The following is an 11,901-nucleotide window of genomic DNA, read 5'->3' as shown; positions in this document are numbered from 1 at the left end:
AACGCCTTCGTGCCGCCCCCATCCCTCTCCTCGCGCGGTGGCTTCGCGTCCTCCACGCTCGCGCTCTGGCTGATGTGTCTGGCCCTGTTCGGCATCTACATCACGAGCCCGGCGCGGTTGCAGACGGACTCGCTGTGGTCCATCCCTTCCGCGGCCAGCATCCTCCACGAGGGCAACACCGACCTGGACGAGTTCCGGCAGTCGTTCTTCCCGGGGACCGCCTATGCGCGCAACGAGGCCGGCGGCCGCACGTACTACGTGTACCCGCCGGGCGTGATGGTCTCCGCGCTCCCGTTCCTGGCCGCCGCCGAGGGATTGATCTCCCTGATGGAGCCGGTGCTGCCCAGCCTGGGGACGTTCGGTGCGGATGCGCTGGCCTGGCGGGGGCTGTTCCGGAACACAGTCAGGGTGGACCTGAGCGCCTTCGCCGGCACCGAGAACCTCATCGCCTCGTTCTACGTCTGCGCCGCCGCGGCGGTGCTCCTCGTCACCCTGCGCAGGCGGGTGTCCCCGGGGGCGGCGCTCGTCACCGTGCTGCTCTTCGGCTTGGGCACCACGGCGTACTCCACCGCGAGCCGCGTGCTCTGGCAGCACGGCCCCGGGCTCCTCGCCATCGCCTGCGTCATGCTGTTGCTGGCCCGGCCCGAGCAGACCGCGCGCACCGCGTTCCCGCTGGGCTTCTGGGTCGCGGCCGCCTACGCCTGCCGGCCCACGCACTCCCTCAGCGTCCTGGTGGTTACCGGGTTCATGGCCCTGCGCTTCCGCCGCCAGCTGCCGGCCTACTTCGCGGGTGCGGCGCTCGTGGCGATTCCCTTCTGCGCGTACCACCTGTCTGTCTACGGCTCGGTGTTCTCGCCCTACTACCGTCACTCGGTGGATCCGCTCTCCAGCCCGTTCTTCATGGCCCTGGCCGCCAACCTCGTCAGTCCCTCGCGAGGCCTCTTCGCCTTCTCACCGTTCCTCGTGCTGGGCGTGGTGGGCCTCGTCCAGCGGTGGCGCCGCCGCAGCCTGGAGCCCTACGAGGTCGTCTTCGCCCTCATCTTCGTCCTGCACTGGGCGGTCATCTCCTCCTTCTTCATCTGGTGGGCCGGGCACTCCATTGGCCCACGCTTCTTCACCGACGTGCTGCCGTACCTCGCCTACTTCCTCGCGTTCCCCGTGCAGGCGGTGCTGGAGGCCCCCTCACGGCACCGCGTCCTCGCGGGCGCGCTCGTCGTGACGGCCGTGTTCAGCGTGTTCGTCCACTGGCGGGCCTCCAACTCCTATGACGTCCACAACTGGAACTCCTTCCCGGTGAACGTGGACAGGAATCCCTCACGCGTCTGGGATTGGAAGGATGCGCAGTTCCTGCGCGCCCTCCCCGCCCGCTACTGGTGAAGGGGCTTCCCCTGAGGGTTCACTGCTTCGGCGCGGGCTTCTGGGCCGGGGTGTTGCGCAGGTCCGCGCGCACCACCGCGTCGCCGAAGCGCTCCACGTTGGTCAGCCAGGCCGCCGCGTTCTTCACGTAGCGCGCGGTGCCCGCCGTGTCCCACTTGTTGTAGAGGCGCGTGAAGCCACCGTCGAAGATGGCCCGCTTGCCGCCGTTGTCATAGAAGGCCGCCACCAGGTTGCCCGCCGAGCCATGCAGCAGCGGCGTGAGCCGCGGGCTCGGCTGGATGGTGGCGATGGTGATGCCCTCGTAGAGGTACTCCAGGCCGGTGGTGAGCAGGTGCCGGCGCAGCAGCCCCGGCCCCTCCCCGTCCTTGCGCAGGCCGACCGTCTGGTCGCCGATGAGGTTGCCCTCCATGCCCGTGCCCAGCAGCGCCTGGCCCACCACGTTGGCGTCCGCGTAGTAGGGCGCGTTGTCGCCCCAGATGTACACGCCGTGCCCCGCGTCGAAGAACTCCTTGATGACCTTCACGTGCTCGGGCGTCAGGTGCTGCGTCTCGTCCGAGATGATCCACAACTGACTCGCCTTCTGGAGCGCCTTGCGCAGCTCCTTGGGGTCTGGCGCGCTGTTGCTCCAGCGGTAGACGGAGAAGCCCTTCTCCTTCAGCGCGGCCTTCGCCAGCGAGAAGTCGAACCCCTGCGTGTAGAACTGGAGCACCGCCACCGTCTGACCTTCGAAGGCGCCGTCCACCGCGAGGTCGTTCTGGTTGCCTTTCGCATTGCCAAAGCCGTCGCGTGCCGCGGGGCGCACCGATTCGCGCACCTCCTGGGAACCGTCATTCCGCGTCACCACCCGGCGAACGCTCTCCATGGGAGCGTTTTCACCCGCCACCTGGTTGTACTGCGCGAGGGCTGGAGTGGACGACAGGACAAAGGCAATGCAGCAGAACAGCGGGCGGAGGGCACGCACGAGAACCTCGACGGGAAGGGCGTGGCACCTTTCACGCACAGCCCCGCGAAAAGTTCTTCAGCTGGCCTCCGCCACCAGACCGGGCGCGGGCGATACACCGAAGAAGCGTGAGAGCTCGGCCTGGGCCTCGCGGGCTTGCGCCCCGCTGATGCGCCCCTCGCGCTCCAGCCTCCCGATGATGACACCAGCACGGGAGCGCAGGGTCTCGGGCCGCTGCGCCGGCAGCCAGCGACGGGGGGCGGGCAGCATGGCCGCGAGCATCGCGCCCTGCGCCACGCTGAGCGACCGGGCCGAGAGGCCGAAGTGCTCCCGCGCCGCCGCCTCGATGCCGTAGACGCCCTCTCCCCACTCCACGACGTTCAGGTACAGCGCGAGGATGCGCTGCTTGGACAGGTGGTCCTCCAACTGGCGCGCGAGCAGCAGCTCCTTCCCCTTGCGCAGCAGGCTGCGGTCCGTGGAGAGGTAGAGGTTCTTCGCCAACTGCTGCGTGAGGGTGGAGGCGCCGCGCCCCAGGCGCGCCTCGCGCACCGACTGCTCGAAGGCGTTCTCCACCTCGGTCCAGTCCACGCCCTCGTGCTTGTAGAAGCGCGCGTCCTCGGAGATCAGCACGGCGTCCACGGCGTGCGGGGCCACCGCTCCGAGCGACACCCAGGCCTGGCGCGCGCGAGGCTTCTTGCCCGCCTCGTGCGCCTCCTCGGCTCGCTGGGCCATGAGCGCGGTGGTGCGCGGGTTCTGCGTCCGCAGGGAGCTCACGTCGGGCATCCGCGCGAACTCCACGCCGAGCCAGAGGGCGAGCATCAGCCACCCGCCGAGCACCCAGCGGCCCCAGCCCGAGCCGGAGGGCTTCCCCACGACGCGCCGGGCGCCGGAGGAGAGCTGCTTCGTCTTCTGCGTCCGGATGTTGGAGGCGCGCGCGGAGGGCGGACGGGATGTCATCGGTACACCTACATCTGCCCCGATCAGCCCCCTCTGTCCAGAAGACGGCCGGGACGGCCCCCGGCGGCGCGCCCTTTCCGAGCGGACGCGGATTTGACCCGGCTCAATTCGTCCACCGCGGTGGTCCGCGCGGTCGGGTCAGGGGCCGGCGCGCCGTTTCCGGTCCCCACCCAGTAGTCAGTGAAGAGACCCCAACCCCCGGCACCGGAGGCTCCCTCACTTCCTGCAGATGGCGAAGGTGACCGCGCTGTCGGAGAAATACGCCTTCTGGGGGCCCCATGCGCCGTGGAAGGTGTCTCCCTCATCGCCCGACGTCTTGTACATGCGATAGCAGCCCGCCTCCTTCCGCGCATACGAAGTGCGGGTGCTCGCGAACACCTCCAGCGTGATGCGGTCACCGCCATCCACCGCGACCACCCCGGCGGCGTGGTAGGGGGAGGTGCCCTCCCTGTCCCACTTCAAGTTGACGATGACATAGGCCTGGCTCGCGAGCGGCATCGCATTGTCATTGCTGCCCTTGCCACTGCTCAGGGAATTGGCGACGAGAATGTTTTCCAGCGTGCTGTTCCCGAAGTCGCAGCCCATCTCCACGCTCCTGCTGCGCGTCGCTTCGTCCTTCGGGTCGAACTGCGACTGATACATGATTTCTTCGGCGGTGTGCAGGCAGTCCTTGATGAACGTCGTGGAGACGCAGGGGACGTAGATCTTGCTGTTGAACAAGGTGTCGCTCAATCCCTGCTTCCGGTGCACGTCGCTGTTCAACGGGGCGGATGTCGCGAAAATCACCTGCCCACCCCAGTCATCCGGGATGAAGAAATTGTCGTTCTCCGACATCCATCCCTCCACCCCTTTACTCTTCGATGGGAATGTCACCCTCTTCATGTGGCGTGTCCTCGTGAAGTGGCCGCGGGAGCTGTCCGCCTGCGCCGGCAGCAAGGTCCGCTGATTATAGACAGAACCATCCACGCGCGGCGCTTGCTGGCTGGGATGTCGCGGACCACCCAACCCCATACAACACGTGCACGGGCCTGGTCTGTCTACCTCACGGGCCCTGGCGTCGTGACGCTTGAGCATGGCGTGCCGTGCGTCCCAGACTGACTCGGCTGCGTGATGACGAAACGCAAGCGGCGGCGGTCCCTTCCCACCCCTGGAAGCCCCCCATCATGCGACCCATGTATCAGGACGGTGCCGCCGACGTTCGCTACGGCCAGCGCATCCAACTGGGCACGTCTACCCCCATCAACAGCTCTGGCAGAGCGTCCCAATGGCAACGCCGCTTCGGTCATCGGCACCACGCTGCCTTCGGTGGCCAACGCCATGGCGCTTCTCCCCCAGGCTGCTGTTCGGATGGAGGAGTCCCCCGGGAAGCCCCTTGGGCAGCCGCGCCGTGGCGTTGGCCACCGACGGCAAGCCGGTCGAGGTGTTCCTCGACATCAGCGGCAGCCAGCAGGGGTTCACGTACCGCGGTTTCTGGTTCGGGGACGAGCCGGGGCGGACCTACGACGATTCGCCCATCGTGCTGCCGGAGTGAAGGAGCCCGGCGCGGGCGGTGACGGACGCCACCGCCCGCTTCGGTCCTTCAGGGACTACTGGACGGTGTACGCCACCGTGCCGCTGCAGCTCCCGCTGTTGTAGCAGCCGACGCGGATCTGGTAGGTGCCCGCCGTCGTGGCCTTGAAGCTCGCGTAGGACAGCGTGCCGCAGGCGTCGTCGTTCGAGGCCACCTGGGTGGCTCCGTTGTACAGGCGCAGGTACGTGTCACCCGTGCCGGAGGCGCCCGGCACCGTGCAGGTGCCGAACTTGAGGGTCTGCCCGGCGGCCAGGGTGACGTTGTGGTTGACGGTGTTCTGGTTGGCGCTGTTGGTGTTGGTGGCGGTGAAGGTGAACGTCACCGGCGTCGCGGGCGGCGGGTAGCCCGCGCACAGACGCGTGCTGGTCGCCACGCCGCAGTACTCGTCGATGGCCGGCCGAACGTAGGTGATGTCCTCGCCGCGGCAGCCCGTCTCCGTGCAGGTGTTGACGACGTTGCAGCTCCCGTTGGCCTTGTAGTCGGTCTCGCCGCGCACCAGGATGCCGGCCACCGTGTAGCCGTTGTTCTCGTACACGCCCGAGCCCGAGTTGCCGCCGAACGTGTCCGTGGTGCCCACGAAGTAGTCCAGCGTGCCCGCGCGCGCGTCACGCACCGAGCCGCCCGAGTCGATCTTGAAGGGAATGCCGCTGCCCGAGCCGATGACCGTCACGTTGGTGCCCACGGGCAGCGCGGCGTTGCCCGCGCGAATGGGGGCGGGCGTGAAGCGCGGGGTGGCCGGCCGGTCCAGCCGGACGATGGCGAAGTCCAGGTTGCGACCGCCCACCGTGGCCTGCTGGCGCGCGACAATCGCCTGGCAGGAGAAGATGTCCGCGGTCGTCACCTTCTGCATGGAGCCGGCGGCGGTGCGGTAGAAGTTGAAGACGAAGCGCGTGCTGGTGCAGGCCGAAGCGCTGGTGATGCAGTGGCCCGCCGTGAGCACCAGGTCATCGTCGATGAGCGTGCCGGAGCAGAAGGCCGGGGTCTGGTCGTCCAGGAAGCGCTCGGAGGTGCAGAGGTTGTACGCGGAGCGCAGCGTGGACGCGTTGAAGGTGACGTCGTCGGGTTTGGTCGCGTTGAAGTCCGAAGGGTTCATCAGCGCGACGGTGGACTGCTGAGCGCGGGCACGCAGCGTGGCGTTCGTGTGCGCGTACACGTCCGTGCGGTTGTCAGTCCCGTAGACGACGGGCTGCTTCTCCGTGCCCAGGGGAGCGTTGTCGGTGGACTCGGCCTCGGGGGCCGGACCACAGGCCACGAGGGAAAGGGTACACAGCAGCGTTCCGAGCAGCGTCCTACGGCCGGAAGTCCGGGGGATTCGCATGTGCTGAACACTCCTTGAGGGTGAGGACCGCCCGCCAGGGGGCGAGCAGCGGACCGCATGCTCGCGCCAACCATGCACTCTCCGCAACGCGTCCTTAATCAGGACTCGGCGTGGTCCCGGAACTCCCAGCAAGGAGGAGAGTGCATAATTCCTGCGGGAATGAACTTCGTTCCCCCTCCGGAGAACAGCGCGCCACGCTCTTGAGCTCCCAGCCGCTCCAGCGAAACGAGGAAGCTGGCATCCCGCGTCCGTGACGGACATCCGTGTCGAAAGCGCTGACCAGGGCGGCTGACGGCAAGCCGAACCTCCCTTCAAAGCACCCTCCCAAGGGCGCATTGGTATCACCCGGCTGTGAGCAATCATTGCTCACCGTCAAACCCGAGGCCCGGCGCGACAGGACCGCGTTCAAGCGCTTGAGATGGGTATTCGTGTAACGAGGCTGAACGCAGTCGCCACCCTCCGGAAGCATGTGAGCCGAATCGGCGGGGAGCTGGATACCCTCAAGGGGCAAATGGCGGCGCTGGAGCGGCGCGTCTTCGGCCGCAGAGCGGAGAAACTGCCCTCTGTCGCCGAGGAACTGAGAAGCGAGTCACCCAGCCCCGAGGCCGAAGCGGCGCGGACGCAGGCGGCCCTCGCGAAGCGTCGCGAGCGGGCCGCGCTCAAGGTCCGGCAGGCATGTGAACACGCAGGGCTGAAGGGGCTCTGGTGGAGGCCCCAGCAATAGCTGAGTCTGTCCGCAGTGGGTCCAACGGCCCAGTCGACGGGCTTCAAGCCGGGCTGCGTCCACCCCTGAAGGGGTCAACTCAAGTGCGGGGCATCACCTCCCTGACCTTCGTGCGCCGCGTGCCGACTCCGCCGGCGTGTCCCCGCCAGCAGGCCCAGGCTCGCCAGCAGCCACGAGGAATCTCCCGGGCCCGCCGAGCATCCGCCTGCCTCCTCCTGCTCCACTGACTCCTCCGCGGCGAGCTTGACCTTGAAGCTCACCGCGAGGCTGACCAGGCTGGTGTTCCCATTCTCGTGGGCATGGGCCGTCACGACATGGAGCCTCTCCGCGGAGAGAGGCTGCGAGGAGGTGACACACCAGAGGCCGGCCGCATCGACGGTGGTGGATCCGATTTCCTCCAGATCCACGATGACGGAGATGGTGAGGCCAGGACGGGCGGTGCCGGAGAAGACAGGCATCGGTCCGTCCAGGGTCGCGCCGAGGAAGGGCGAGGTGATGCCTGGGGCCCTCAGCGTCGTCAGGTCCACGAGCCAGGAGTAGGAGGCCGGGGTCGCATCCCTGATGCCGCGCTTGTCGTATGCATGCACCCGGAACGTATAGGCATTGTCGGGCAGGTCGGCGTAGGTGACAGGCGAAGTGCAGGCGCTGAAGGCCTCGCCATTCAAGCTGCACTCGAAGCGGGCTCCCGCGTACTCAGCGGTGAACGCGAAGCTCGCGACGCGCCAGAAGGAAACGGGCAGCGGAGCGGAGTAGATACGGGTATCGGGCCCGGGCGAAAGCACAATCCAGTCGTGGCTCGCGGGGGTCGCATCCACGTTGCCGGCGCCATCCATTGCCCGCACCTGGAAGACATGAGGCCCCTTGGACAGGTTGGCGTAGGCCACTGGCGAAACGCAGGTGCTGAAGTCCGCCCCATCCAGGCTGCACTCGAAACGAGCACCCTCCGAGCCCGTGAAGGTGAAACGGGCCGTGGATTGGCCGCTGGGACTGGTCGGCGCGAAGGTGAGCGTGGTGTCGGGCGCCGTAGCACCAACGCTCGAGGCCCCCTGGGCCCGTGCTCCACCTCCCGAGCCTGGAACGCCCAGGAACAGGAGCCCGGTCAGCGCCCACATGAAGGCCGTACTCCGCCACATCCGCTTCAGCGGTCTCTGGTGCAAGCGAATCCCCCCAATGGCAAACCCACGCGACATGAATCCAACGGCGATGGGTCGAATCCCTGAGGGCGTGTCTGGCGAACGGAGGCCAATCCCTGTCAAAGCCCTTCCAATGCTGGACAGTGGAGTGCCCTGAGGTGCGTGGCGGGGTGGTGCTTGCCCGGCGTGCGGCAGCCTACCCCTTCGGCCTCAAGGCGCCATGGCCTCGACGATTCGGGCCTTGCCTCGGTACGCGGGCGCCCCAGGTTTGAACTTGGACCATTGGAGGGACCTCATGAGCTACAAGATTCCAAGACTGGGTTGGTTACCGGATCCGCTCGATCCCCGCGACCTGACGGTGCGGGCGCCGGAGGTGAAGCGTTCCCTGTCCGCGGTCATGCCCCGGCTGTCACCGAAGGGTGCGGTGGGGGTGACGGCGGCGGGCGCTGGGTCGGTGGGCCCGCTGCGGGTGGACCTGCGCAAGTGGTGCTCCGCGGTCGAAAACCAGGGACAGATTGGCTCCTGCACGGCGAACGCGGTGGTGGGCTTGTATGAGTACTTCCAGCGCCGGATGACGGGCGAGAACATCGAGGCCTCGCGCTTCTTCCTCTACCGGGCGACCCGGCGGCTTCTGGGATGGGAGGGCCGGGGCGACACGGGGGCCTTCATCCGCAGCACGATTCGCGCGCTGCGCCTCTTCGGCGTGCCGCCAGAGGAATACTGGCCCTACAAGGAGAGCGACTTCGACCGCGAGCCACAGGCCTTCCAGTACGCCTTCGCGCAGAACTTCCGGGCCATCCAGTACTTCCGCCTGGAAGAGAAGATCGGGCATTTGAAGAGCGCGCTGGACGCGGGATTGCCGTTCGCCTTCGGCTTCACCTGCTTCAGCTCGATGTTCTCGCCGGAGGTGAATGCGAGCGGGATCATCCCGTACCCGGCGCCGCAGGAGGCCGTGGAGGGAGGTCACGCCGTCCTCGCGGTGGGCTACAGCGACTCCCACGTGCTCTTCAAGAACAGTTGGAGTGCGGAATGGGGAATGGGCGGCTACGGCTTGCTTCCGTGGACCTTCTTCGACCGGGAGCGCCCCCTGGCGACGGACTGCTGGGCCCTGCTGGATGCCGCCATCATTCCTCCGGAGGAAGCGACCCGGGAGGGCGTCGAGGAGGAGGAGAAGCCGGGCAGGCGGAGGGTGCGTCCGAGCCGTGCGGAGCGGACGCCAGCGCTCATCCAGGTGGTCCGCGGGAATGATCCATTCACCGAGATCCCCCTGCGCATCACGTCATCGGGCGTGGAGGCTGCGCATGACGCATTGCGGATGGGGCTTCGTTCGACTCGCGAGGAGATCTCGGTGCGGCTGCGCCGCGTGAGCATCACCCCGTCCTTCGACTTCACGTTGCTGAGACAGGCGTCCAACGATCTCTACCTTGTCGGGATCGCCTGGGACCTCTCGGGCCGGACTCCATCGCTCCTCTCCTCGGCCGCGGAGCCGATGAAGGGCGTCTTCCATCAGGACGGAGCCGGCAGGGAGATCCGCTTCGGGGATGGCGGCCTCCAGGTATGGAAGGGAGCGCCTGTGATTGGCGCGCTCTACCTGAACCTCCTGCTCGTGGAGAGCAGCAAGGGGGCGGAGGAGCTCTCCAAGACGCTGCACGACGTGGAGAGCATCGTGAAGAAGAGCCACCTGGGGACCGCCCTCGCCGGACAGGGAGCAGAGGTGGAGGCCGAGTCCCTCGTGCGGACGGAGGAAGCGGCGCGCCTGCTGCTGGGCGAGGTGACGGCGGCGCTCGGGAAACAGGGACATGTCATCCCCTGCTTCAAGGGGGTGTTCGGGGCGGACTCCTTCCTTCAAGGACAGTCAGATGTCTATGACCAGCTCGGCACGGTCGTCGAGTTGGAGCGGGCCATCAAGGAAGAGACCCGAAGCACCGCGAAGCATCGGCTCACCGCGCTCCAGCAGATGCAGATGGCGCTCGTCGAGGAGCGCCTGCGCGGAAGCGGCAAGGTGACCGAGTCTCCGCAGGAGGACGTCCTCCCCCCGAAGACGGAGGAAGTCGCGGCCCCGAAGCGGCCTCATGGGCCCCGGGCCTGACCCTTGTCACCCATGCCGGCGGCGTTGCCCGCGCTTCGCCGCCGCATCCCTCGCGCGGACGCCACCGACGCCAGCAGCTCCGGCCCGGGCCAGGCATTGCCCGGCCGTCCTTCCGCCAGGAAGTCCACCGCGGGTGACAGCACCTCCGGCGCATAGAGGATGCGGAAGTGCCCCAGTCCTTCCGTGCGCGTGAGCTTCGCGCCCGGCCACGCGCGCGCCACCGCTTCGCCTGCTTCCAGCGGCACCTCGCGGTCCCCCACGTCGTGGAAGATGCGCAGCGGCACGTCCAACCCTGGCGCGAAGGCAGGCAGCGCCAGGTCCGCCAGCCGCATGTCGAAGCGCGCCTCGATTCGCGCCGCCATCCGCCGCCACAGGGCCTCCGACAGGCCCACCGTGTCCGCGAAGGCCCGGATGCCCGCCAGCGGATCCGCCGGTGGCGAGATGAAGACCGCGCGCTCCACCTTCATCCCGTCCCGCAGCGCCACCGCCGTGGCCGCCGCGCCGAACGAGTGCGCAACCACCGCGTAGGGCCCGCCTGTCGCCTGCCCCACCGCCGCCACCATCCCCGCCAGCTCCGGCAGCGAGCTGGTGCGCCCGGAGGACGCCCCGTGCCCCGGCGCGTCGTACGTCACCACCGAGAAACCCGCGTCCACCAGGGGCTGCACGAAGGCCGTGAGCTGCCCGCCGTAGCCGCTCCACCCGTGCACCAGCAGCACCCGGGGGCCCTCGCCCCAGCTCCACACCGCCACCTTCTCGCCCTCCACCCTCAACACCCGGGGCTGGCCCCGCGCCAGCACCGCCTCCGCCGTGCGCGAGCGCCGCGGCCGCTGGGGCGTCAGGAACAGCCGCTCCGACCACTCCGCCGCCAGCCCGGGCGCCACCGCCCCCAGACTCCGCGCCGCCGCCCGCACACCCCACAGCGCCATCTTCGTCCGAACGTTCGTGCTATTTTCAGCCATGATGAGGTCCTCCTCGAAGGACACGGCAACAACAAGGTCAGGAAGTGGGGGTGCGCGCGGCGGTGACGAGCGCGTCGAAGGCCCGGCGGGCTCGCGCCTCGGCCTGGGGGTCCCGCATCAACCGCTTCGCGTGGTGGAAGCCCAGCATCACCGCGTACTGATCATGGGCGAACTGCTCCACGTCCAGCGCGTCGCGGAAGTGCCCTTCCGCCACGGCGATGCGCGCGGCCTGGGCCAGGCAGTCCAGCCAGTCCCGCTGCCCCTGCACCAGCGTGTCCCTCGCGGGCCCGGGCGCGTCGTCCAGCTCCGCCGCCGCCGCCACGAAGATGCAGCCGCCCTCGAGCAGCTTGTCCCGGTCCCACGTGAGCCAGCCGTCGAAGAGCGCCCGCACCCGGGGCTCGCCGCGGGCCCTGCCCAGCGCCGGGCGGATGACGCGCTCGGTGAAGACGACGGTGGCCGCCTCCAGGACCTGCACCTGCAGCTCCGTCTTGGACTTGAAGTGCGCGAACAGGCCGCTCTTGGAGAGGCCCAGCTCCTCCGCCAGCCCCCCGATGCTCAGCCCCTGCAGCCCCACCCGGCTCGCCAGCCGGACGGCCGTCTCCAGGATGGTCTGATGGGTGAGCTCGCCCTTGCGCATGGGCTCTTCATAAAACGGTCGTGCTTTTTTCGCAACCGCCCTGGCAACGAACAAGCCCCAGAAGGGCCAGGTTCATTGCCCGCATGGACCGCGTCGGACCAAGGTGGGCGGAAAGGAAACCCATGACCCCTTCATCCTGGCGCTGGGCCTGTGTTCTTGGACTGCTGACGTCGGTCGCCTGTTCCGATGCGACACCG

11 protein-coding genes are annotated in these 11,901 nt (G+C 68.3%); 4 read left to right on the top strand and 7 right to left on the bottom strand.

The window, feature by feature from the left end; genetic code table 11:
- Nucleotides 1–9 precede the first annotated feature (9 nt).
- On the top strand, nt 10–1,377 hold the full coding sequence (locus D7X30_RS10760) for a hypothetical protein (RefSeq protein ID WP_120562801.1): 1,368 nt from the start codon (nt 10–12) through the stop codon (nt 1,375–1,377).
- A gap of 19 nt (nt 1,378–1,396) precedes the next feature.
- Here the strand turns inward: D7X30_RS10760 and D7X30_RS10755 are convergent, their stop codons facing one another.
- The 3 genes from D7X30_RS10755 to D7X30_RS10745 all read right to left on the bottom strand — a co-directional run bounded on the left by D7X30_RS10755 (nt 1,397) and on the right by D7X30_RS10745 (nt 4,108).
- On the bottom strand, nt 1,397–2,338 hold the full coding sequence (locus tag D7X30_RS10755) for a hypothetical protein (RefSeq protein WP_120562800.1): 942 nt from the start codon (nt 2,336–2,338) through the stop codon (nt 1,397–1,399).
- Between the two features lie 57 nt (nt 2,339–2,395).
- Nucleotides 2,396–3,274 (bottom strand): monofunctional biosynthetic peptidoglycan transglycosylase, encoded by an 879-nt coding sequence (gene mtgA / locus D7X30_RS10750; RefSeq protein WP_120562799.1) that lies wholly within the window; start codon nt 3,272–3,274, stop codon nt 2,396–2,398.
- 216 nt (nt 3,275–3,490) lie between these two features.
- Nucleotides 3,491–4,108, bottom strand: coding sequence for a hypothetical protein (locus D7X30_RS10745; RefSeq protein WP_120562798.1), 618 nt, complete (start codon nt 4,106–4,108; stop codon nt 3,491–3,493).
- Between the two features lie 538 nt (nt 4,109–4,646).
- On the opposite strand from D7X30_RS10745, the gene D7X30_RS41925 reads away from it, so the two are divergent.
- Nucleotides 4,647–4,805, top strand: coding sequence for a hypothetical protein (locus tag D7X30_RS41925; protein WP_158619234.1), 159 nt, complete (start codon nt 4,647–4,649; stop codon nt 4,803–4,805).
- Nucleotides 4,806–4,860: 55 nt separating this feature from the next.
- On the opposite strand, the gene D7X30_RS10740 is transcribed toward D7X30_RS41925, so the two are convergent.
- Nucleotides 4,861–6,162, bottom strand: a complete 1,302-nt coding sequence (locus tag D7X30_RS10740; protein WP_120562797.1) for a serine protease — start codon at nt 6,160–6,162, stop codon at nt 4,861–4,863.
- A gap of 418 nt (nt 6,163–6,580) precedes the next feature.
- On the opposite strand from D7X30_RS10740, the gene D7X30_RS43800 reads away from it, so the two are divergent.
- On the top strand, nt 6,581–6,886 hold the full coding sequence (locus tag D7X30_RS43800; RefSeq protein WP_120562796.1) for a hypothetical protein: 306 nt from the start codon (nt 6,581–6,583) through the stop codon (nt 6,884–6,886).
- A gap of 74 nt (nt 6,887–6,960) precedes the next feature.
- On the opposite strand, the gene D7X30_RS10730 is transcribed toward D7X30_RS43800, so the two are convergent.
- Nucleotides 6,961–7,998, bottom strand: coding sequence for a hypothetical protein (locus tag D7X30_RS10730; protein ID WP_147443157.1), 1,038 nt, complete (start codon nt 7,996–7,998; stop codon nt 6,961–6,963).
- Nucleotides 7,999–8,314: 316 nt separating this feature from the next.
- Between D7X30_RS10730 and D7X30_RS10725 the strand changes: the two genes are divergently transcribed.
- The gene (locus D7X30_RS10725) at nt 8,315–10,108 is read left to right on the top strand and encodes a C1 family peptidase (protein ID WP_120562794.1); all 1,794 of its coding nucleotides are present in this window, start codon (nt 8,315–8,317) and stop codon (nt 10,106–10,108) included.
- Here the strand turns inward: D7X30_RS10725 and D7X30_RS10720 are convergent.
- Together D7X30_RS10720 and D7X30_RS10715 are read right to left on the bottom strand one after the other, a co-directional pair.
- Nucleotides 10,090–11,067 carry an alpha/beta hydrolase gene (locus D7X30_RS10720; protein ID WP_120563267.1) on the bottom strand — a complete coding sequence of 326 codons (978 nt, stop codon included), beginning with the start codon at nt 11,065–11,067 and terminating at the stop codon, nt 10,090–10,092. The two genes, D7X30_RS10725 and D7X30_RS10720, sit on opposite strands and share 19 nt — an antisense overlap.
- Nucleotides 11,068–11,104: 37 nt before the next feature.
- Entirely contained in the window at nt 11,105–11,704 is a 600-nt protein-coding gene (locus tag D7X30_RS10715) for a TetR/AcrR family transcriptional regulator (RefSeq protein ID WP_120562793.1), read from the bottom strand.
- Between the last annotated feature and the right edge of the window lie 197 nt (nt 11,705–11,901).

This window comes from Corallococcus sp. AB011P, assembly GCF_003611605.1.
Classification (GTDB): domain Bacteria; phylum Myxococcota; class Myxococcia; order Myxococcales; family Myxococcaceae; genus Corallococcus; species Corallococcus coralloides.
The sequence above is the reverse complement of the archived record's forward strand: the minus strand, read 5'-3'. Positions and strand labels throughout refer to the sequence as shown.

Coding starts and splice junctions, on each gene's coding strand:
- mtgA (WP_120562799.1), bottom strand. CDS start 3,274: ATGACATCCCGTCCGCCCTCCGCGCGCGCCTCCAACATCCGGACGCAG.
- D7X30_RS10745 (WP_120562798.1), bottom strand. CDS start 4,108: ATGTCGGAGAACGACAATTTCTTCATCCCGGATGACTGGGGTGGGCAG.
- D7X30_RS10740 (WP_120562797.1), bottom strand. CDS start 6,162: ATGCGAATCCCCCGGACTTCCGGCCGTAGGACGCTGCTCGGAACGCTG.
- D7X30_RS43800 (WP_120562796.1), top strand. CDS start 6,581: ATGGGTATTCGTGTAACGAGGCTGAACGCAGTCGCCACCCTCCGGAAG.
- D7X30_RS10730 (WP_147443157.1), bottom strand. CDS start 7,998: ATGTGGGCGCTGACCGGGCTCCTGTTCCTGGGCGTTCCAGGCTCGGGA.
- D7X30_RS10725 (WP_120562794.1), top strand. CDS start 8,315: ATGAGCTACAAGATTCCAAGACTGGGTTGGTTACCGGATCCGCTCGAT.
- D7X30_RS10720 (WP_120563267.1), bottom strand. CDS start 11,067: ATGGCTGAAAATAGCACGAACGTTCGGACGAAGATGGCGCTGTGGGGT.
- D7X30_RS10715 (WP_120562793.1), bottom strand. CDS start 11,704: ATGCGCAAGGGCGAGCTCACCCATCAGACCATCCTGGAGACGGCCGTC.